The organism is Cryptosporangium sp. NPDC048952 (assembly GCF_043197895.1).
Classification (GTDB): Bacteria; Actinomycetota; Actinomycetes; order Mycobacteriales; family Cryptosporangiaceae; genus Cryptosporangium.
Map to the genome: position 1 here is coordinate 712,851 of NZ_JBICTY010000003.1, position 20,421 is coordinate 733,271.

Annotated in this window: 23 protein-coding genes; 15 read left to right on the forward strand and 8 right to left on the reverse strand. The window is 70.3% G+C overall.

Annotation, left to right across the window (positions count from 1 at the left end; all coding sequences use genetic code 11):
• Positions 1–7: 7 nt before the first annotated feature.
• Positions 8–2,137: a transketolase gene (gene tkt / locus ACGFY5_RS19355; RefSeq protein ID WP_392721516.1), complete on the reverse strand. Its 2,130-nt coding sequence runs from the start codon at positions 2,135–2,137 to the stop codon at positions 8–10.
• Between the two features lie 378 nt (positions 2,138–2,515).
• Here tkt and ACGFY5_RS19360 point away from each other — a divergent pair, with 378 nt between their 5' ends.
• Genes ACGFY5_RS19360 through ACGFY5_RS19370 form a run of 3 tightly spaced genes read left to right on the forward strand, consistent with a single transcriptional unit; the run spans position 2,516 to position 5,084 of the window.
• Positions 2,516–3,421, forward strand: coding sequence for a heme o synthase (locus ACGFY5_RS19360; RefSeq protein WP_392721518.1), 906 nt, complete (start codon positions 2,516–2,518; stop codon positions 3,419–3,421).
• A gap of 37 nt (positions 3,422–3,458) precedes the next feature.
• Positions 3,459–3,797: a hypothetical protein gene (locus ACGFY5_RS19365; RefSeq protein ID WP_392721520.1), complete on the forward strand. Its 339-nt coding sequence runs from the start codon at positions 3,459–3,461 to the stop codon at positions 3,795–3,797.
• Positions 3,798–3,806: 9 nt separating this feature from the next.
• Positions 3,807–5,084 carry an SDR family NAD(P)-dependent oxidoreductase gene (locus ACGFY5_RS19370; RefSeq protein WP_392721523.1) on the forward strand — a complete coding sequence of 426 codons (1,278 nt, stop codon included), beginning with the start codon at positions 3,807–3,809 and terminating at the stop codon, positions 5,082–5,084.
• Between the two features lie 2 nt (positions 5,085–5,086).
• Here ACGFY5_RS19370 and ACGFY5_RS19375 read toward each other — a convergent pair whose 3' ends face one another.
• Complete coding sequence (locus ACGFY5_RS19375; protein ID WP_392721525.1) at positions 5,087–6,028, reverse strand: heme A synthase; 942 nt, start codon at positions 6,026–6,028, stop codon at positions 5,087–5,089.
• Positions 6,029–6,102: 74 nt separating this feature from the next.
• Here ACGFY5_RS19375 and purU point away from each other — a divergent pair, with 74 nt between their 5' ends.
• Positions 6,103–6,963, forward strand: coding sequence for a formyltetrahydrofolate deformylase (gene purU / locus ACGFY5_RS19380; protein WP_392721526.1), 861 nt, complete (start codon positions 6,103–6,105; stop codon positions 6,961–6,963).
• A gap of 80 nt (positions 6,964–7,043) precedes the next feature.
• Here purU and ACGFY5_RS19385 read toward each other — a convergent pair whose 3' ends face one another.
• Positions 7,044–7,988 (reverse strand): aminoglycoside N(3)-acetyltransferase, encoded by a 945-nt coding sequence (locus ACGFY5_RS19385; protein ID WP_392721528.1) that lies wholly within the window; start codon positions 7,986–7,988, stop codon positions 7,044–7,046.
• Between the two features lie 173 nt (positions 7,989–8,161).
• On the opposite strand from ACGFY5_RS19385, the gene ACGFY5_RS19390 reads away from it, so the two are divergent.
• The 8 genes from ACGFY5_RS19390 to ACGFY5_RS19425 are packed head-to-tail and all read left to right on the forward strand — an operon-like array spanning position 8,162 to position 14,712.
• Entirely contained in the window at positions 8,162–8,809 is a 648-nt protein-coding gene (locus ACGFY5_RS19390) for a helix-turn-helix transcriptional regulator (RefSeq protein WP_392721529.1), read from the forward strand.
• 37 nt (positions 8,810–8,846) lie between these two features.
• On the forward strand, positions 8,847–10,313 hold the full coding sequence (gene sufB / locus ACGFY5_RS19395) for a Fe-S cluster assembly protein SufB (RefSeq protein WP_392721530.1): 1,467 nt from the start codon (positions 8,847–8,849) through the stop codon (positions 10,311–10,313).
• Positions 10,314–10,365: 52 nt separating this feature from the next.
• Complete coding sequence (sufD, locus tag ACGFY5_RS19400; protein ID WP_392722551.1) at positions 10,366–11,526, forward strand: Fe-S cluster assembly protein SufD; 1,161 nt, start codon at positions 10,366–10,368, stop codon at positions 11,524–11,526.
• On the forward strand, positions 11,523–11,852 hold the full coding sequence (locus ACGFY5_RS19405; RefSeq protein ID WP_392721532.1) for a non-heme iron oxygenase ferredoxin subunit: 330 nt from the start codon (positions 11,523–11,525) through the stop codon (positions 11,850–11,852). Before sufD ends, ACGFY5_RS19405 begins: the two co-directional genes overlap by 4 nt.
• Positions 11,849–12,613: a Fe-S cluster assembly ATPase SufC gene (sufC, locus tag ACGFY5_RS19410; protein WP_392721534.1), complete on the forward strand. Its 765-nt coding sequence runs from the start codon at positions 11,849–11,851 to the stop codon at positions 12,611–12,613. Before ACGFY5_RS19405 ends, sufC begins: the two co-directional genes overlap by 4 nt.
• The gene (locus tag ACGFY5_RS19415; RefSeq protein WP_392721536.1) at positions 12,610–13,887 is read left to right on the forward strand and encodes a cysteine desulfurase; all 1,278 of its coding nucleotides are present in this window, start codon (positions 12,610–12,612) and stop codon (positions 13,885–13,887) included. The genes sufC and ACGFY5_RS19415 overlap by 4 nt, the downstream gene beginning before the upstream one ends.
• A 13-nt stretch (positions 13,888–13,900) precedes the next feature.
• Complete coding sequence (sufU, locus tag ACGFY5_RS19420; RefSeq protein WP_392721538.1) at positions 13,901–14,362, forward strand: Fe-S cluster assembly sulfur transfer protein SufU; 462 nt, start codon at positions 13,901–13,903, stop codon at positions 14,360–14,362.
• Complete coding sequence (locus tag ACGFY5_RS19425) at positions 14,359–14,712, forward strand: metal-sulfur cluster assembly factor (RefSeq protein WP_392721540.1); 354 nt, start codon at positions 14,359–14,361, stop codon at positions 14,710–14,712. Before sufU ends, ACGFY5_RS19425 begins: the two co-directional genes overlap by 4 nt.
• A 52-nt stretch (positions 14,713–14,764) precedes the next feature.
• Here the strand turns inward: ACGFY5_RS19425 and ACGFY5_RS19430 are convergent, their stop codons facing one another.
• A complete protein-coding gene (locus tag ACGFY5_RS19430) occupies positions 14,765–16,042 on the reverse strand; it encodes an MFS transporter (protein ID WP_392721542.1) in 1,278 nt (425 codons plus the stop codon).
• Positions 16,043–16,071: 29 nt separating this feature from the next.
• On the reverse strand, positions 16,072–16,380 hold the full coding sequence (locus ACGFY5_RS19435) for a hypothetical protein (protein WP_392721543.1): 309 nt from the start codon (positions 16,378–16,380) through the stop codon (positions 16,072–16,074).
• Positions 16,381–16,502: 122 nt separating this feature from the next.
• On the opposite strand from ACGFY5_RS19435, the gene ACGFY5_RS19440 reads away from it, so the two are divergent.
• Genes ACGFY5_RS19440 through ACGFY5_RS19450 form a run of 3 tightly spaced genes read left to right on the forward strand, consistent with a single transcriptional unit; the run spans position 16,503 to position 19,803 of the window.
• Positions 16,503–18,386 (forward strand): sensor histidine kinase, encoded by a 1,884-nt coding sequence (locus ACGFY5_RS19440; RefSeq protein WP_392721545.1) that lies wholly within the window; start codon positions 16,503–16,505, stop codon positions 18,384–18,386.
• Positions 18,367–19,014 (forward strand): response regulator transcription factor, encoded by a 648-nt coding sequence (locus ACGFY5_RS19445; protein ID WP_392721547.1) that lies wholly within the window; start codon positions 18,367–18,369, stop codon positions 19,012–19,014. Before ACGFY5_RS19440 ends, ACGFY5_RS19445 begins: the two co-directional genes overlap by 20 nt.
• A gap of 9 nt (positions 19,015–19,023) precedes the next feature.
• Complete coding sequence (locus ACGFY5_RS19450) at positions 19,024–19,803, forward strand: acVLRF1 family peptidyl-tRNA hydrolase (protein WP_392721548.1); 780 nt, start codon at positions 19,024–19,026, stop codon at positions 19,801–19,803.
• Here ACGFY5_RS19450 and ACGFY5_RS19455 read toward each other — a convergent pair.
• Genes ACGFY5_RS19455 through ACGFY5_RS19465 form a run of 3 tightly spaced genes read right to left on the reverse strand, consistent with a single transcriptional unit; the run spans position 19,784 to position 20,381 of the window.
• Positions 19,784–20,008: a helix-turn-helix domain-containing protein gene (locus tag ACGFY5_RS19455; RefSeq protein ID WP_392721550.1), complete on the reverse strand. Its 225-nt coding sequence runs from the start codon at positions 20,006–20,008 to the stop codon at positions 19,784–19,786. The genes ACGFY5_RS19450 and ACGFY5_RS19455 overlap by 20 nt on opposite strands.
• Positions 20,008–20,220: a hypothetical protein gene (locus ACGFY5_RS19460; protein ID WP_392721551.1), complete on the reverse strand. Its 213-nt coding sequence runs from the start codon at positions 20,218–20,220 to the stop codon at positions 20,008–20,010. The genes ACGFY5_RS19455 and ACGFY5_RS19460 overlap by 1 nt, the downstream gene beginning before the upstream one ends.
• Positions 20,217–20,381, reverse strand: a complete 165-nt coding sequence (locus tag ACGFY5_RS19465; RefSeq protein WP_392721553.1) for a hypothetical protein — start codon at positions 20,379–20,381, stop codon at positions 20,217–20,219. The genes ACGFY5_RS19460 and ACGFY5_RS19465 overlap by 4 nt, the downstream gene beginning before the upstream one ends.
• Positions 20,382–20,421: the final 40 nt, after the last annotated feature.

Below are 20,421 nucleotides of genomic sequence, written 5' to 3' on the forward strand. Positions count from 1 at the left end.
CCTTCCTTCAGTTACCGGTCGGGCTGCCGGTGATGGCGCCGACCCTGGTGAGGCTGGCGTGCGCGGCAGCGACGACGCGGTCGGGGGTGAAACCGAACTGCTCGTACAGCACGGTGTAGGGCGCGCTGGCCCCGAAGTGCTCGATCGAGACCGACTCACCGCAGTCGCCGATGAGACCGCGCCACGACATCGCGATGCCGGCCTCGACGCTGACCCGGGCCTTGACGCCCCGCGGCACCACGGACTCGCGGTAGGACTCGTCCTGCTCCTCGAACCACTCGAGGCACGGCACGGACACCAGCCGCGTCGGGGTGCCCTCGGCCTCCAGGCGCTTGCGGGCCTCGTCCGCGATCGACACCTCGGAACCGGTGGCCAGCAGGATCACGTGCGGGGTGCCACCGCTGGCCTCGGCCAGCACGTAGGCGCCCTTCGTGGCGTTCTCGACCGGCGCGTACTCGCCGCCCTCGCGGTCGAACGTCGGCAGGTTCTGCCGGGACAGCGCCAGCGCGGTCGGCCGGTCGGTGTGCTCCAGCGCCTGCTTCCACGCGACGACGGTCTCGTTGGCGTCCGCCGGGCGGACGACGTCGAGGCCGGGGATCGCGCGCAGCGCGGTGAGGTGCTCGACCGGCTGGTGCGTCGGGCCGTCCTCGCCGAGGCCGATCGAGTCGTGCGTCCACACGTAGATCGTCGGCAGCTTCATCAGCGCCGCGAGCCGGACCGCCGGTCGCATGTAGTCGCTGAAGACCAGGAACGTGCCGCCGTAGGGGCGGGTGCCGCCGTGCAGCGCGATGCCGTTGAGGATCGAGCCCATCGCGTGCTCGCGGATACCGAAGTGGAGCACGCGCCCGAACGGGCCACCGCTGAACATCTTGGTCTGCCGGTCGGGCGGCAGGAACGACGGCTCGCCCTTCGGGGTGGTGAGGTTGGACTCGGCCAGGTCGGCCGAACCGCCCCACAGCTCCGGCAGCGACGGCGCGATCGCGGTGAGCACGTCACCGGACGCCTTACGGGTGGCGACGCCCTTGGCGTCGGCCGGGAACGACGGGAGCTTGTCGGCCCAGCCCTCCGGAAGGCTCCGGGTGGCCATCCGGTCGAAGAGCGCCTTGCGCTCCGGGTTGGCCTCGGCCCACTTCGCGAACTCGGCGTCCCAGGCTTCGTGGTTCGCGCGGCCCCGGGCCACGACCTCGCGGGCGCGCTCGAGCGCCGCCTCGGGCACGTCGAACGACTTCGCGGGGTCGAAGCCGAGGATCTCCTTGGTGGCGGCGACCTCCTCCTCGCCCAGCGCGGCGCCGTGCGCCTTGCCGGTGCCCTGCAGCTTCGGCGCCGGCCAGCCGATGATCGTGCGCAGCTGGATGAACGACGGGCGGCTGGTCTCGGCCTTCGCCGCCTGGAGTGCGTTCCAGAGCGCCTCGACGTCCTCGTGGTACTTGTCGCCGGCGGCCCAGTCGACGGTCTGGACGTGCCAGCCGTAGGCCTCGTAGCGCTTGGCGACGTCCTCGGTGAAGGCGATGTTCGTGTCGTCTTCGATCGAGATCCGGTTGTCGTCCCAGACCAGCGTCAGGTTGCCCAGCTGCTGGGTGCCGGCGATCGACGACGCCTCGCCGCTGATGCCCTCTTCCAGGTCACCGTCGGACGCGATCGCCCAGATGTTGTGGTCGAACGGGCTCTGACCGGCCGGGGCGTCCGGATCGAACAGACCGCGCTCGCGGCGGGCGGCCATCGCCATGCCGACCGCGTTGCCCACACCCTGGCCCAGCGGACCGGTGGTGGTCTCGACGCCCGGCGTGTGGCCGTGCTCCGGGTGACCCGGGGTCTGGCTGCCCCACTGGCGCAGCGACTTCAGGTCGTCCAGCGTCAGCGGGTAACCCGACAGGAAGAGCTGGATGTACAGCGTCAGGCTCGAGTGCCCGGCGCTGAGCACGAAACGGTCCCGACCGGTCCAGTTGGGGTCCGTCGGGTCGTGCTTGAGCACCTTGTTGAACAACAGGTAGGCCAGCGGGGCCAGGCTCATCGCGGTGCCCGGGTGACCGTTGCCCGACTTCTGGACGGCGTCGGCGGCGAGAAGTCGAACGGTGTCGACCGCCTTGCCGTCCTGATCGTTCCAGTCCAGTACTGCGTCGTTCTCCGAGCTGCTCACAGGCTTGTCCCTCGTCCGATGTCCTTCTTCAGGACGGAATGGCGTTCCGGCCGGGGGAGTTCCGCGACCGGCTCCTCTGAAAACCCTACCCACCCGCTGCGTAACGACGCGTCTCTGGTTGGTGTCGTGTGAATGAAGGAGCCGAACTCGGCGCGTCCCACCCACCCACAGCGTGTAGACGATTCGTGGCGGTCTACCATGACCCAGGCGCGACAGTGCCCGGCCCGTTGCCCGGTTTCTCGGTGGCCCGCGGCTGGAACGATCGGAAGGTGGACGGTCTGCTGTGACCCCCCGCATCCTGGAGTCGGCGGCACGACCGAGCGCTTGCGCGAGGTCCGGCCAGCAGAGCCGTGGAACGGTCAGGACGGCGAAGCCGGCATGACCGTTCAGCTCGAGCGGCCTACGCGTCTTCGCGGCTTCGCCGTTGTCAAGGCCTACGTGGCGCTCACGAAGCCTCGCATCATCGAGACGCTGCTCGTCTCCACCGTGCCGACCATGCTGCTCGCGGCCCACGGCATGCCGTCGCTCTGGCTCATCGTCGCCACCGTCCTCGGTGGCACGCTCGCCGCCGGCAGTGCGAACGCGCTCAACTGCTACATCGACCGCGACATCGACGAGAAGATGTCGCGGACGAAGCGTCGCCCGCTGGCGCAGCACACCGTCGAGCCGCGCAACGCGCTGATCTTCGGTGTCCTGCTCGGCGTCTTCGCTGTCGGCTTCCTCTGGTGGCAGACCAACGCGCTCGCGGCCGGGCTCGCGCTCGCCGCGATCCTGTTCTACGTCCTCGTCTACACCGCGGTGCTCAAGCGACGCACCAGCCAGAACATCGTCTGGGGCGGTGCGGCCGGCTGCATGCCGGTGCTGATCGGGTGGGCCGCTGTCACGAACTCGCTGGGCTGGGCCCCGCTGGTCCTGTTCGGCGTCATCTTCTTCTGGACGCCGCCGCACTACTGGCCGCTGGCGATGAAGTTCCGCGCCGACTACGCGAAGGCCGGCGTGCCGATGCTGCCGGTGGTGGCCGCGCCCAAGGTCGTGACCGGACAGATCCTCGCGTATTCCTGGGCGATGGTGGCGTGCTCGCTGCTGCTGTGGCCGCTGGCCACCGGGTGGATCTACGGCGTCACCGCGCTGGTGGTGGGTGCGGTGTTCCTGGTCGAGGCTCACCGGCTCAACTCGCAGGTGCGACGTGAACTCAAGGTCAAGCCGATGCGGCTGTTCCACCTTTCGATCACGTACCTCACCGTCTTGTTCGTCGCCGTCGCCGTGGACGCTCTGCTGTCGTAACGTGCGTTCTTGCTCTACCGGTCGGTAACATGCGTCCATGGCCGAGACGGTGGAAGAGACCACAGTTCCCCAGCCCAAGATCGGGCCGATCGTGAAGCGCCTGAAGACTTTTGCGAGCGCGCACGGCGGCGCGACCGCGGTAGTGGAGTACCTCGGGCAGAAGGGCGCACGCATCGTTCTGGTCGGGGATGACGGACGGTGGGGCGACCAGGTGGTCGCCGGGGGCGTCGAGGCAGCTCGGACGGCGTGCGCCGAGGCCGAGATTCCCGTGCGGGACGAGTGGGAACGCGAGCTCGTCACCGCGGTGAAGACCGACCACTACGAGTGGGACTACATGGGTGGCCGCAAGACGCCACGGGGCGGCGGTTCCCGCTAGGAGGCCGGCATGTCCCGTTGGGGCGTCGGCGACATCCCGTCGCAGGCCGGCCGCGTCGCCGTGGTGACAGGTGCGAACGCCGGCATCGGCTTCCGTACCGCGGAGGCGCTGGTCCGCTCCGGGGCTTCCGTCGTGCTGGCGTGTCGCGACCTGCGCAAGGGCGCCGACGCGGTCGCCCGCCTCGGCGCGGGCGAGGTCCGGGAACTGGACCTGGCCGACCTCGACTCGGTACGGGCGTTCGCCGCCGGGCTGACCGGTCCGATCGATCTGCTGATCAACAACGCCGGAATCATGCACGTCCCGAGCAGGCACACCACCGCCCAGGGCTTCGAGCTGCAGTTCGGCACCAACCACCTGGGGCACTTCGCGCTCACCGGGCTGCTGTTGCCGCAGGTGACAGGGCGCGTGGTGACGGTCAGCAGCATGCTGCACAAGCAGGGCCGGGTTCGGCAGCTGGACGACCCGCAGAGCGAGCGGGCGTACTCCTCGACCGGCGCGTACAGCCTCTCCAAGCTGTCGAACGCGTGGTTCACGCTCGAGCTCGACCGTCGGCTCCGCGCGGCGGGGTCCTCCGTGCTGAGCGTCGGGGCGCATCCCGGCTTCACCGACACGAACCTGGTGACCACCGGTCCCGGTGCCGACGGGGCCAACCTGTGGACGTGGGCGTCCGCTGCGGTGACCCGGGTGGTCGGCCAGCGCGACGGTCTAGCGGTCCCGTTTCGGCGTGCCCTGGCGCGCGGGAAGGGGGCCGGTCGCGAGGCGGACACCGCCGAGCGTCAGGATGCCGGTGATCACGAGGATCAGGCCGGTACCCAGGCCGGCGACGATGTTGCTGTTGGCGTCGGTGGTCGCGGCGACCACGCCGGCCACCACCGCGACTCCGGCGATCAGATAGCCGGACACCTCCAGCAACCGCTCACCGAACGCCCGTCCGAGCGGCACGAAGTGCACACCGACGACCAGCGCGATCCAGGCCGCGACGAAGTCCGGCGCGAGCTGTCCGAGCAGCGTCGCCCCGACGAAGATCAGGGCGAATTCGATCGCGACGACGATGTTGTAGCGGTGCCGGACCGCCGGATCGGCCATCGGCGAGGAGCCGGACGGGCTTCGCACGGCGAGGAAGACGCCGACGACCAGCACCGCCGCACTGATCACCACGCCGACGAACAGCAGCCGGACCAGCCACTCCGGTGCCTCGGCGGTCGCCCAGCCGAACCACATCAGGCCGAAGAAACCCTCGATCGTCGCCGCGATCCCGCGCCCGCGGCCACCCTGCTCCGGTCGTAAGCTCACGTCGCGAGCGTAGGGCGTTCGCGTACCGTGAACAGCACGCGGATCGCGAACACCCAGAGCACGGCCGCGCCGAGCACGTGCAGGGCGACGAGCAGCACCGGCAGGTGCGTGAAGTACTGCACGTATCCGATCAGACCCTGCGCCAGCTCGACGACGAGCAGCGTGAGCACCGCGTTGCGCACCACCGGCACCGAGCGGAACGCGAACACGCCGCCGACCGTCAGCCCGATCAGCAGGAACACCGCGTCCGCGTGCAACTGGCTGACCAGCGCCGGGTCGAACCCGGTCCGCGGTGCGGCGCCGTCCCCGGAGTGCGGGCCGCTACCGGTGACCACCGTGCCGATGACGATCGTCGCCCCGGCCGCGAGCACGATCGCCCGCGCGAGCCACCGCAGCGGCACCGGGACCCGCCAGTCCCGCGGCCTGTCGCCCTCGCCGGTGCGGTGCCAGAACACGTATCCGGCGTAGATCAGCGCCATCGAGACCAGGAAGTGCGCGGACACCGTCCACGGGTTCAGCCCGGTGAGCACCGTGATGCCGCCGACGACGGCCTGCGCGACGATGCCGCCGAACTGCGCCAGCGAGAGCCAGACCAGCGAGCGCCGTCGCTTGTACTGCAGCCAGACGACGATGATCGCCGCGCCGACGATCGCCGAGAGGACGAACGTCAGCAGGCGGTTGCCGAACTCGATGTAGCCGTGGATGCCGTACTCGGGGGTGTTCGTGTAGCTGTCGTCGGTGCACTTGGGCCACGTCGGGCACCCCAGGCCCGACCCGGACAGCCGCACCGCGACGCCGGTGAGGACGACCACCGCGTTGCCGACGATCGTCGCGAACGCGAGCCACCGGACGAGCTTCGGCGCGTCCCGGAGCCGGCTGAACCGGCCGGGCTCGCGGGGTGGGGCCGTCGTCGTCAGGCCGGCGGTCGCGGTGCTCATGGCGCGCATTCTATGGGCTGTAGACGATCTCCCCGGGCACGGGTTGGACAGCGTCGGCGGGTAGCCTCCACGGCGTGCCCGAATCGTCCCCCCAGTACGTCCTGACGCTCTCCTGCGCCGATCGCCCCGGCATCGTCCACGCCGTGGCGGGCCAGCTCGCCGGCGCCGGTTGCAACATCCAGGAGAGCCAGCAGTACGGCGACCCGTTCACCGGCCGCTTCTTCATGAGGGTGCACATCAGCGGGCCGGTCGGCGCCACCGCAGCGGGACTGCGCGAGGAGTTCGCGGCGACCGCGGCCGAGTTCGGCATGGAGTGGGCGGTGCACGACCTGGCCGTGCGGCCGCGGGTGCTGATTCTCGTCAGCAAGCAGGGGCACTGCCTCAACGACCTGCTGTTCCGCCGCGAGACCGGCGCGCTGAAGATCGACGTACCGGCGATCGTCTCCAACCACCCGGACTTCGCCGCACTCGCCCGCTGGCACAACGTCCCGTTCCACCACCTGCCGGTGACGCCGGACACCAAGCCGCAGCAGGAGGACAAGCTGCGCGCGCTGGTCGACGAGCAGCGCATCGACCTGGTCGTGCTCGCCCGCTACATGCAGGTGCTGTCCGACGACCTGTGCCGTGACCTGGCCGGACGGGCGATCAACATCCACCACTCGTTCCTGCCGAGCTTCAAGGGTGCCCGCCCGTACCACCAGGCGCACGCACGTGGCGTCAAGCTGATCGGCGCGACCGCGCACTACGTCACCGGCGCGCTCGACGAAGGGCCGATCATCGAGCAGGAGGTCGCCCGCGTCGACCACACCGACAGCCCCGACGAGATGGTCGCGGTGGGCCGGGACGTGGAGTGTCTCGCCCTGTCCCGGGCGGTGCGGTGGCACGTGGAGCACCGCGTGCTCCTGAACGGCGACCGCACAGTCGTCTTCGACTGACCGGTCCCGTTCCAGCGGCCCAGGGCGCGCCCTGTCGGGACCGCTTCCGAGCGGCCCCTTTGCCGGGGCCCGGGGCGCGGCTAAACGGGGCCGCTCCAGCCGGCGCGGTGGGCGGGGATCCACGAAGCGGCGAAGCGCGCGGCGTCGTCCAGGTCGAAGAGGCGGGCGTCGGCGGAGCCGACCAGCCCCACCGCCACCGCGCCCGTGGCTTCGAACGCCTCGCCCAGCACCGCGAAATCGCGCTCGTCGGCGACGACGTCCACGTACCGCACCCAGCGCCGCTGCCCATCGGAATCCAACGCCGCACACGACAGACGCTCCCGCGGCGCACCGACCGAACGCGCCTCACCCAGGTGGAACGCGGTGCAGGCGTCGTACCCGGCGCCGAGCAGCAACACCCGCGCGCCGGCCGCGGCCAGCGCCGACAGCGGCGACCGGTCCCCGAACCGGCAATCCAGGTCGTGCCGACGCAACAGCCCGGACGCCGCCGGCCCCAGCCCGGCGAACGACGTCTGCGGATGCCCGCTGCGGATCGCCCCCGGCCACGAGCGCAGCGCTTCGGGCAGCGCCCCCATGCCGTCGGACGGCGTCCGGGCCGGATCGAACGCGGGCATCCCGTCGCGGATCGAGTCCCACCACTCGGCCGGCACCGCGGGCGCCTGCCACTCGGCAGGGTCGGAGTTGCTGCCGGTCTGGGTCGGCACGACCAGCGTCCCGGTCGGCCCCACCGCGTCCTGCAGCGCGAGGATCACCGCCTGCTCGCGCCCGGCCACCCACCCCAGCGCCGAGAGCGAGGTGTGCACCAGCAGAACGTCCCCCGGTTGCACGCCGAGGGCGCCCAGATCGGCCGCGAGCGTCCGCCGCGTCCGCGGTTCGGGGGTGCGACCGACCACCGCGGCCTCCCGCTCGACCGGCCCGGGCCGGTGCGTCGGGTCCGGCGAGGCGGCAGGAGATGTTGCGTAATTCAGCGGGACGATCACGGGGGTCATCGTGCCGTCCCGGCGAACGGTGCACGCGAGTGCCACGCGGGAATGCTCACAGAACACGGCAATATCGGGCGTCCCGAAGTCAGGTTAGGCTACCCTGCGTGATCCTGTTCACTGCTACCTCCGCGTAACCCGCGCTGGCCGGTCCGTCGGATATCCGCAACAATGATGTTGTGAAAAACGTCGAGCCTGCCTCAACGGCGGCGCCCCCCATGGGTGCCGACGTGCGCACGCGCGACCGGATCACGCGTCTGTTGCTCGAAGAGGGCGGCGCCACCGCCACTCATCTGAGCGAACGGCTCGGCCTGACGCCGGCCGCGGTCCGCCGCCACCTCGACGCGCTGCTGGCCGAGGGCGCCGTCGAGAGCCGGGAAAAGCCCGGTCGCGGCCCGCGCGGCCGCGGACGCCCGGCCAAGGAGTTCATCCTCACCGACGCCGGTCGGCAGACGTTCCCGCACATGTACGACGATCTGGCCGCCGAGGTGCTCCGGTTCCTGGCCCGTCTCCACGGGCAGGACGCGGTGGCGACGTTCGCCGCCGAGCGCGTCCGGGTACTCGAGGAGCGTTGCCGGTCGGCGATGGCCGACGCGGGCGACGATCCGCTCCGGCGTGCCGAGGCCCTGGCCGGGGCGCTCTCCGCGGAGGGCTACGCTGCCAGCGCATCGGCCCTGGCCGGGGGCGGCCAGCTGTGCCAGCACCACTGCCCGGTGGCCCAGGTCGCCGCCGAGTTCCCGCAGCTCTGCGAGGCCGAGACCGCAGTGATCTCCCGATTGCTCGGTAGCCACGTGCAGCGGCTCGCGACGATCGCGCACGGAGACGGCGTCTGTACGACGCACATACCGGTGCGCAAAGCAGTTTGAACCACCTGACCCACACCCGTCCCGGGAGGACGTCCTCATGACCGCCATCACGCCCGAGAACCGCTCGGAGGCCGGCGCGCCCGTCGCGACCGTGCCCCTCACGCAGGACGAGCAGATCGCGGCGCTGGGCAACTATGCGTTCGGCTGGTCCGACTCCGACGTCGCCGGCGCCGCCGCGCAGCGCGGGATCAACGAAGCCGTCGTCCGGGACATCTCGGCGAAGAAGAGCGAACCCGAGTGGATGCTCCGCCGCCGCCTGCGCGGGCTGGCGCTGTTCGGCAAGAAGCCGATGCCCGACTGGGGCGCCGACCTCGGCGGTATCAACTTCGACAACATCAAGTACTTCGTCCGCTCGACGGAGAAGCAGGCGCAGAGCTGGGAAGAGCTTCCCGAGGACATCAAGAACACCTACGACAAGCTGGGCATCCCGGAGGCGGAGAAGCAGCGGCTGGTCTCCGGTGTCGCGGCCCAGTACGAGTCCGAGGTCGTCTACCACAAGATCCGTGAGGACCTCGAGGAGCAGGGCGTGGTGTTCATGGACACCGACACCGCACTGCGCGAACACGAGGACATCTTCAAGGAGTACTTCGGCTCGGTGATCCCGGTCGGCGACAACAAGTTCGCCGCGCTGAACACCGCGACCTGGTCCGGTGGCTCGTTCATCTACGTGCCGAAGGGCGTGCACGTCGAGATCCCCCTGCAGGCCTACTTCCGGATCAACACCGAGAACATGGGCCAGTTCGAGCGGACGCTGATCATCGTCGACGAGGGTGCGTACGTGCACTACGTCGAGGGCTGCACCGCGCCGATCTACTCGTCGGACTCGCTGCACTCCGCGGTCGTCGAGATCATCGTCAAGAAGAACGCCCGCTGCCGGTACACGACGATCCAGAACTGGTCGAACAACGTGTACAACCTGGTCACCAAGCGCGCGGTGTGCCACGAGGGCGCCACCATGGAGTGGATCGACGGCAACATCGGTTCCAAGGTGACGATGAAGTACCCGGCGGTCTTCATGACCGGCGAGCACGCCAAGGGCGAGGTGCTCTCGATCGCGTTCGCGGGCGAGGGCCAGCACCAGGACGCCGGCGCGAAGATGGTGCACGCGGCGCCGAACACGTCGTCGACGATCGTCAGCAAGTCGGTGGCCCGCGGCGGTGGCCGCACCTCGTACCGCGGTCTGGTGCAGGTGCTCGACGGTGCCGTCGGTTCGAAGTCGACGGTGAAGTGCGACGCGCTGCTCGTCGACACGATCTCCCGCTCCGACACCTACCCCTACGTCGACGTCCGCGAGGACGACGTGGCGATGGGGCACGAGGCCACGGTCTCCAAGATCAGCGACGACCAGCTGTTCTACCTGATGAGCCGTGGGCTCACCGAGGACGAGGCGATGGCGATGATCGTCCGCGGCTTCGTCGAGCCGATCGCCCGCGAACTCCCGATGGAGTACGCGCTCGAGCTGAACCGCCTGATCGAACTGCAGATGGAAGGCGCAGTCGGTTAGTCCCCGTTCGAACAGCGATAAGAGGTAAACGCAAGTGTCTAGCGATGCTCCTGTGCTCGCCGGAGCGCACAGCCACGGTGGCCCGGCCGACGGCAAGCCGCCGGCCAGCAAGGCCGAGGCGCTGCGCTCCTACGACGTGGCCGACTTCCCCCGGCTCACCGGCCGCGAGGAAGAGTGGCGGTTCACCCCGCTCGACCGGCTCCGTGGCCTGCACGACAGCAGCGCCGAACCCGCCACCGACGCGCTCGACGAGCGCGTCGGCACGGCGGACGGCGTCCGCATCGAGCACGTGGGAACGGACGACCCGCGGGTCGGGAGCGCGCTGACGCCGTTCGACCGTCCCTCGGCGGAGGCGTACGGCAAGGCGGGCACCGCCACCGTCGTCACGGTGACCGGCGTCGTCGACGAGTACGTGGTCATCGACCTCACCGGCCGGGACGCGAGCAAGGCCAGCTACCGCCAGCTGGTGCTCGACATCAAGCCGAACGCCGAGGTGAAGATCCTGCTCGACCAGGCCGGCAACGTCGCGCTGGCCGACAACGTCGAGATCCTGGTCGGCGACAACGCGGGCGTCACGCTCGTGACCCGCACCGACTGGTCGGCCGACTCGGTGCAGCTGCAGCACCAGCGCGCCAAGCTCGGCCGCGACGCCCGGCTGACCCACATCGCGGTCACGCTCGGCGGCGACCTGGTCCGGCAGTACACGTCGGTCGAGTTCACCGGCCGCGGGGGCGAGGTCGACGCGTACGGCATCTACTTCGCCGACGCCGGTCAGCACCTCGAGCACCGGCTGTTCGTCGACCACTCGGTGCCGGACTGCCGCTCGAACGTCGTCTACCGCGGAGCGCTGCAGGGCGCGGACGCCCACACGGTCTGGGTCGGCGACGTGCTGATCCAGGACGAGGCCACCGGCACCGACACGTACGAGATCAACCGCAACCTCGTGCTCACCGACGGCGCCCGCGCCGACTCCGTGCCGAACCTGGAGATCGAGACCGGTGAGATCATCGGCGCCGGTCACGCCAGCGCCACCGGCCGTTTCGACGACGAGCAGCTGTTCTACCTGCAGTCCCGGGGTATCCCGGCCGACGAGGCCCGGCGCCTGGTCGTCCGCGGGTTCTTCGCCGAGATCACGCAGAAGATCGGCAACGCGGAGCTGGTCGAGGCCATCACCACCACGATCGACGCCCGGCTGGCCAAGGCGGGAGCATGAGTTTCGTACGGGTCTGCGCGGTCGCTGACGTCGAGGACGAGGGCGCTCTCGCCGTCGAGGTCGACGGCCAGCCCGTTGCGGTCGTGCGCTCCGCCGGCGAGTTCTTCGCGATCCGCGACGAGTGCTCGCACGCGATCGTCCCGCTCTCCGAGGGCGACGTGGAGGACTGCGCGATCGAGTGCTGGCTGCACGGATCCCGCTTCGATCTGCGGTCGGGCAAACCGACCGGCCTGCCGGCCACCAAACCGGTGCCCGTCTACCCGGTGCGGGTCGACGGCGACGACGTTCTCGTATCTCTGAACACGAACCAGGAGTCCCCCCAGTGAGCACGCTCGAGATCCGCGACCTGCACGTCAGCGTCCTGACCGGCGAAGGTGCGAAGCCGATCCTGCGCGGGGTCGACCTCACCGTGAAGTCGGGGGAGACGCACGCGATCATGGGGCCGAACGGCTCCGGCAAGTCCACGCTGGCCTACTCGATCGCCGGCCACCCGAAGTACACCGTCGACAGCGGTTCGGTGCTGCTCGACGGCGAGGACGTCCTCGCGATGAGCGTCGACGAGCGGGCCCGCGCCGGCCTGTTCCTCGCGATGCAGTACCCGGTCGAGGTCCCGGGCGTCTCGGTGTCGAACTTCCTGCGCACCGCGGCCACCGCGGTCCGCGGCGAGGCGCCGAAGCTCCGCCTGTGGGTCAAGGAAGTCAAGGGCGCAATGGAGCAGCTGGGCGTCGACCAGTCGTTCGCCGAGCGCAACGTCAACGAGGGCTTCTCCGGCGGTGAGAAGAAGCGGCACGAGATCCTCCAGCTCGAGCTGCTCAAGCCGAAGGTCGCGATCCTCGACGAGACCGACTCCGGCCTCGACATCGACGCGCTCCGCGTCGTCTCGGAAGGCGTGAACCGGGCGAAGGCGTCCGGCGAGCTGGGCACCCTGCTGATCACGCACTACACGCGGATCCTGCGGTACATCAAGCCCGACTTCGTGCACGTGTTCGTCGGCGGACGCATCGTCGAAGAGGGCGGCTCGGAGCTCGCCGACGAGCTGGAGGCGTCGGGGTACGAGCGCTTCATCGCCGCGGGGGCTGCCTCGTGAGTGGTTACGACGTCGAGCTGATCCGGAAGGACTTCCCGATCCTCTCGCGTCGCCTGCACACCGAGGGGGGCAGCGAGGGCGTCCCGGTCATCTACCTGGACTCGGCGAACACGTCTCAAAAGCCACAAGCCGTCATCGACGCCATGAGCGACCATCTCGCTCGCCACAACGCCAACGTCGCCCGGGCCGTGCACACGCTCGGTTCGGAGGCGACGCTGGCGTACGAGGCGGCGCGGGACGCGGTGGCCGGTCTGATCCATGCGCCGAGCCGCAACGAGGTCATCTTCACGAAGAACTCGTCGGAGGCGCTCAACCTCGTCGCGTACTCGCTGGGTAACACGGCCGGGCGTCCCGACGGCTCGGAGTTCCCGCTGGTGGGCCCCGGCGACGAGATCGTGATCTCCGAGATGGAGCACCACTCGAACATCGTCCCGTGGCAGCTGCTCTGTCAGCGCACCGGCGCGACGCTGCGGTGGTTCAAGATCACCGACGACGGCCGGCTGGACCTGTCCGACCTCGAGACGCTGATCAACGAGCGGACGCGATTCGTCTCCTACGTCCACCAGTCGAACATCCTCGGCACCCAGAACCCGGTCGAGCCGATCGTGGCGCGGGCCCGCCAGGTGGGCGCGCTGGTCATGCTCGACGCGTCGCAGTCGGTGCCGCACATGCCGGTGAACGTCGCCGACCTGGGCGTCGACTTCATCGCGTTCACCGGGCACAAGATGGTCGGGCCCACCGGGATCGGTGTGCTCTGGGGCCGCGCCGACCTGCTGAACTCGATGCCGCCGTTCCTCGGTGGTGGCGAGATGATCGAGACCGTCTCGATGGAGGGCTCGACGTTCGCCGAGATCCCGCACCGGTTCGAGGCCGGGACGCCCATGATCGCCGAGGCGGTCGGGCTCGGGGCGGCCGTGCGCTACCTCACCGACCTGGGCCTGGAGAACATCCAGGAGCACGAGCACCGGCTGGTGGAGTACGCGCTGCCGCGCTTGAAGTCCGTTCCCGGGCTCACCATCGTGGGGCCGGACACCGCGGAGGCCCGCGGCGGGACGATCTCGTTCTCGCTGGGGGAGATCCACCCGCACGACATCGGCCAGTACCTCGACGAGCTGGGTATCGCGGTTCGTGTGGGGCACCACTGCGCCCGCCCGACCTGTGTTCGGTTCGGGGTTCCGGCTACGACCCGGGTGTCTTTCTACCTGTACACGACCGAAGCGGAAATTGATGCGCTCGTCGATGGGTTGAATCAGGTCGTGAGGTTCTTCGGGTGATGGGGTTTCTCGGATGAGTGGTCTCTTCGGCGATTCGATGTACCAGGAGATCATCCTGGACCACTACAAGCACCCGCACGGGAAGGGTCTGCGCGACCCGTTCGAGGCGCAGGTGCACCACGTCAACCCGACGTGCGGTGACGAGGTGACGCTGCGGGTGCACGTCGTATCCGGCGACGTCGCGGACGTTTCCTATGACGGGGCCGGCTGCTCGATCAGCCAGGCGTCGGCGTCGGTGCTGCACGAGTTGCTCGTGGGCCAGTCGGTGACCGAGGCGTTCAACACCGTCGACACGTTCGTCGAGCTGCTGCAGTCGCGTGGTCAGATCGAGCCGGACGAGGAAGTGCTGGAGGACGCGATCGCGTTCGCCGGTGTCGCGAAGTACCCAGCGCGGGTGAAGTGCGCTTTGCTGGCGTGGATGGCGTTCAAGGACGCGACGGCGCAGGCCGTCGCTACAGAAGGGGCCCAAGCATGACTGAGCCGGTAGCCGGCGGCGGTGCCGCCCTGGACGTCGCCAAGATCGACGACGTCGAAGAGGCCATGCGGGACGTGGTCGACCCGGAGCTCGGGATCAACGTGGTCGACCTCGGGCTCGTCTACGGGATCCACGTGGACGACGCGAACATCGCGACGATCGACATGACGCTGACCTCGGCGGCGTGTCCGCTGACCGACGTGATCGAGGACCAGACGCGGGCCGCGCTGGTCAGTGGGGGCCTGGTCGAAGACTTCCGGGTCAACTGGGTCTGGATGCCGCCGTGGGGTCCCGACAAGATCACCGACGACGGCCGCGAACAGCTCCGCGCGCTCGGCTTCAACGTCTGACCCGAACTCCCCGGAATCCCCGCCACCCCTGAGGTGGCGGGGATTTCGCGTCTCACCGCGCCCCGTCCCCACCAACCACAGCGTCGCCGGGCGGCGCGGCATCCGCGGGTGTGGCGGCTGCGGCGACGCGGAGGCGGCGGCGGGCTAGTACCAGGAGCGCGGCGGCGGGGGCCAGGGCAACGCTGCCGGCGACCAGGGCGGCGCGGAGGGACCACCAGGTGCCTATCGCGCCGAGGGCGGGGCCGCCGATCACCTGGCCGGTGGCGTCGAACATGTCCCGGGTGGACAGCACCGTCGCACGGACGCCGGGATCCGTGCGCTCGACCAGCCACGCGCTCAGCACGGGTGCGAAGGCGGTGCGGGCGGCGGCCAGTGCGAGCGCGGCACCGATCGCGATCCACACGTTCGTGACCAGCCCGAACACGATCGTGGTCACGAGCAGCGCGGTGACGATCACCAGCAGCGTCCGCATCGTCTCCGCCGCACGGGCGGCGATCACCTGCGTGACCACCAGTCCGAGCAGGGTCGCCGCTACTCCGAGCACGCTGAACCACACCGTGGCGTCCGGCCCGGGCAGCCGGAAGTTCTCCAGCAGGTGCGCTCCCCAGAGCCGATCGATCGCTTCACTCCACCCACCGACGAGCGCCACCACCGCGAACACCACCAAGAACGCCGGCCGCACCCGAATGAGTCCCCAAGCCGCCCGCACCGTCTCCACCGCCCCGGCCTCCCCCTCCACCCCGCCGCCCGCGCCGCCCGTGCCGGCGGTCTTGGGCGCGCGGCGCGTGCGGGTTCGCTCTGGCATGACGAACGCGAGCGTCGACGCGGTCGCGAGCAGGAACGCTCCTCCGATGAGAAGCGGCAGGTTCGTACGCCAACCAGCCACCCACCCACTCGCCGCGGTCCCCAGCACGGTGCCGATCAGGCCCGCCTGCGACCCGCGCACATACACGCGCGTCAGGGAAGACGAACCCACCTCACCCGCAACCCACGCCTCGAGCGCCCCGCTCACCAGCGCATACCCCAACGCCCCGACGACCTGCGCGACCACGATGCCGACGAAGCTCGGCAACAACCCCTCCACCACGAGCCCGGCGCCGAGCACCCCAACCCCGACCACCACGCACGCCCGACTACTCCTGAGATCCGCGAGCACGCCGGTCGGCAGCTGGAACACGAAATAAGCGGCCTCGAGCACCGTCCCCACCAGCACCAGCTGCAACGGGTTCAACCCAGCCGTGTCCACCCGATACACAACGATCGTCGTGTACACGAGCCCGGTCATCGCCGCCAACGTGAACGAGATGCCCAGGTAAACCCGAAAGGCCACAAAGCCAGGAGACACCGCCCGGCAACCGATTATCGAGCGGCGAGATCGACCGGGGCTGTCCGGCGGGCCACCCGGCGCTCCCGCAACCACGCCCCGAGCGCGACCAGCCCGAGCCCCACCCCGTAGATCACCGCGTTCACCACGAGATACGGCCACGGCGTCGCGCCGTCAGCCTCGAACGCGGCCGTCGACCCCCGCACCCACTCCAGCGTCAACGAAGTGCTCTGGAACGTGAACACGAACGAATGCAGCGCGATGTACGCGACGAATGCGGCCATCCGCGATCGAAGGACGTATCCGAGGGGCAACGGCGCGACGAGCATCAGTATGAGTTCCATGCACCGAGCGTCGCCGCTGACGAACCCCCGCACATCGCGGCTACCCCCGGTCCTGACCTGCGGATCGAACCTGCGTGCTGGCACTGATGCCCCAGCCGGGGCAGACCGTGCACGATGACCGCATGGTGGCTCGGTTCCCGGTGCGCCGGGCAACCCTGCCGCCCGTGCTGCTCTTCCTCGCCGGCGCGGCGGGCCAACTGACGTATTCACTGCAGGGCCACGGCGATCCGGTACCGGTCACCGCCGTCGCGCTGGCCGTCCTGGCGGTGCCGGTCGTACTCGGCACCCTGCTCGGCGTCCGCGTGCCGGACAACCCGGTCGGACCCGCACTGTCCTGGGTCGGCGCCGCACCCGCCGCTACGTTCGCGGTCGAGAACTGGGGTGAGTCGTCCTGGCCCGCGGCGAGCATCGTCGGGGTGGTCTCGCCCGGCGTCTGGGTCTGGAACCTCGCCGGTTTCGTCGCCCTCTGCCTGGTGTTTCCCAGCGGGTTGCTGCCGGGCTGGCGACGGGTCGCCTGGCTCACCGGCGCCGCCGGACTCGTCGTCACGATCGCGGGATCGTTCGCCGCGGACCCGCGCCCGGTGCCGGCTCTCGTCACCGCCACCGTGCTCGGTTTCGGCAGCTGCCTGGCCGCGCTCGGTGCGGCCGTGACCTCGCTCGTCCTGCGGTACCGCCGCGGCGACGACGTCACCCACAGGCAGTTGCGCTGGCTCGTGCTCGGCGCCGGAACCGTCCCGGTGCTGCTGGCCGCGGGCTGGGTGGCGCAGTCGTTCGGCGCCTCGCCCGGGGTCGCCTACGCCGGCTTCCTGCTCGCGATGCTGCTCGCCGTCCCCGCCGCGGTCGGCGTCGCGGTGCTCGCCTACGACTTGTTCGACGTCGATCGGCTGCTCGGTGAATCGCTGTCCTGGCTGCTCACGACCGTGGTGTCGGCTGCGGTGTTCGCCGGGGTCGTCGCGGCGGCCGGAGCGCTCGGCACCGACAGCGGGCTGGGCGGCACCGGCGCCGCGTTCGTCACCGCGCTGGCACTGCAGCCGCTGCACCGCCGGTTGTCCGAGACCGTCGGCCGCCTCGTCGACCGCGACCGGTACGTGCTGACCGCCCGTCTGCGCACGTTCGTCGGGCAGGTCCGCGACGGCACCGCGCTCCCGGAGCAGACCGAGAACGTCCTCCGCGACGTGCTCAACGACCCCGGCCTGCGGCTCCTCCTCCACGCTCCCGGAGCCGACCGGACCCCACTCCCGGAGCACGCGATCCCGCTGCGGTCGGGAGACGCCGACGTCGGCGCCCTGGCGCTCGGCACGGTCTCCGCCCGGCGGTTGCGCCGCGCCCGTCAGGCCGCTGTCGAGGCGCGCCTCCCCATCGAGGTCTCCCGCCTTCAACTGCATCTTCGCGACGCTGTACGCGAGGTCAGTGCGAGCCGCGAACGGTTGCTCCGCGCCGGCGCGGAAGAGCGGCGCAAGCTCGAACGGGACCTGCACGACGGTGCGCAGCAGCGCATCGTCGCCGTCGGAATGCGGTTGCGTTCGTTGCAGCGGACGTTGACCGGCGAACCGGTGCGGGAGCTGGACGCGGCGGTGGAGTCGCTGGAAGCGACGATCGCAGAGCTGCGGCGGCTGGCGCAGGGGTTGCGCCCGAGCCTGCTCGGCGACGGGCTGGCGGTCGCGCTGCGGGCGCTGGTGGCCGACAGCCCGGTGCGCGTGGAGCTCGCCGTGGACGACGTGCGGTCGTCGGACACCGTCGCGACGACCGTGTACTACCTGGTCGCGGAGGCCTACGCCAACGCGCTGAAGCACGCGGACGCCGACCGGGTGCGGATCGCCGTGACCTCGGTCGCTGACGTCCTCCGGGTCGAGGTGTCCGACGACGGGATCGGGGGCGCCGCGACCGACCTGCCGTCGGTGCGTGACCGGGTCGCGGCGGTCGGGGGAGAGCTCGAGGTGCACAGTCCGCCGGGCGAAGGCACCACCGTCACCGTGGAGATCGACTGTGCGCGTACTGGTCGCTGACGATTCGGTGCTGTTCCGGGAGGGCCTGGTGCGGCTGCTCGCCGAGGCGGGGCACGACGTCGTCGCGCAGGTGGGGGATGCCGACGCACTGGTCGCCGGGGTGGAGACGCACGAGCCGGAACTCGCGGTGATCGACGTCAGGATGCCGCCGACGATGACCGACGACGGCGCGCGGGCCGCGCGGGAGCTCCGGGAGCGTCGTCCGGTGCTGCCGATGATGCTGCTGTCGCAGCACGTGGAGACGCGGCACTCGGTGGCACTGGTGGCGAGTGGTGGGTTCGGGTACCTGCTGAAGGACCGGGTTCTTCGGGTCGACGACTTCCTCGAGGCGGTCCGGCGGGTGGCCGATGGGGGATCGGCGCTCGATCCGGAGGTGGTGGGGGCGTTGCTGGCGCGGCGTCCGGTGCCGTTGCGGTCGCTCACGGTGCGGGAGAACGAGGTGTTGGCGCTGGTCGCGGAGGGGCATTCGAATGCGGCGATCGCCGGGCGACTACATCTGGCCGAGCGGACGGTCGAGTCGCACATGCGCAGCATCTTCGGCAAACTCGCGATCCCCGACACGGGGGAGCACCACCGCCGTGTGCTGGCCGTGCTGGCCTACCTGAGCAGTCGCCGCGGCACGCCGTAGGGTGCGGGCATGGCGAGTCGACCGGCTGCGGGGGGAGGGCGCTGGGTGGACGTCCCACCCGAGCGTCTCGAACGCTGGCTAGCCGGCTTCACCGAGCGCCACGGCCTCGACCGCGTCGAGCCCGGCGGCTCCGACGCCGCCGCCCCGAGCGGCGCCGATTCCGCCGGGTCGGGAGACCACGATTTCGCCGCCCCGAGCGGCCCGGAAGCCGGCCGCGTGGAGGGGGGCCGCGCGAATGCGGGCGGCGTGCAGGCGGGGCGCGCTTCGGTCGTCACTGTGTACGGCGTGGACGGGGCTGTTGCGGAGTGTCACCCGCCGTTTCCGCCGCTCGCGATCGGGCAGCGGGACCCGGTGGAGGTGCTCCTCGCGCACGCGGAACGGGATCGGCGGGTGGGGGTGCTGCTCGTTCGGCTCGGGGGATACGCGGCGGGCATCTTCGAGGGTACGAAGCTCGTGGCGTCCAAGGTCGACACCCGGCAGGTGCACGGCCGCAACAAGGCCGGCGGCTGGTCGCAGCAACGGTTCGCACGCCGGCGCGAGGGCCAGGCGCGCCAGCTCACCGAGGCGGCCGCGGCCGTCGCGGAACGCGTGCTGCTCCCTGAGCTCGACACGCTCGACGCGATCGTTCTCGGCGGCGACAAGGCCGCGGTGGACGCCGCCCTCACCAACCTCGCCCCGCTGCGAGAGCGAGCCGTCGAGCGCTTCCTCACCGTCCCCGACCCCCGCCGAACAATCCTCGAAGCCACCCCGCAAACCTTCCGAGCCGTGGTCATTCGGGTGGCACCGTGAACAGATCACCGGGTTGACAGTCCAGTACCTCGCACAGCGCGATCAGCGTGCTGAACCGGACCGCCCGCGCGCGCCCGTTCTTCGGGATCGAAAGGTTCGCCAACGTGATCCCGACCTTGCCCGCCAGCTCCGTGAGCGTCATCCCGCGTTCGGCGAGCAACCGATCGATGTGGACCTTGACCCGGTGCTGCTCGTCAGGCGGCATCAAATCACCTCGGCGAGCTCGGCCTGCAGCGCACGCCCGCGCTTGAGTACCTCGGCGATGGCCAGGAACCCGAGGCTGGAGAACGCCCACAGGAACGAGTAGGTCGCGCTGCCGGTGAGCTCATCGGAAACGCTCGAAGCCAGCTCGGTCACGGCCACGAACTCCAGCACGAACGCCACCGCGCTCCCCACCAGCAGCAACCAGCCGGTCACCGCGAGCCGCCGGACGTTCGACGTCGAGAACGGATCACCCCGCCGGGCGGTGCGAACCGGGTCGGGCTCTCCACGGCCACCAGCAGCGACACCCCGCACACCGCGAGCGCCACGATCAACAAGATCTCGAACTCCGCGAGGTGGCCTCGTCGTCGTCTCATGACCGTCTCCCTTATCGAAAATCAATAGCATCGATATTCG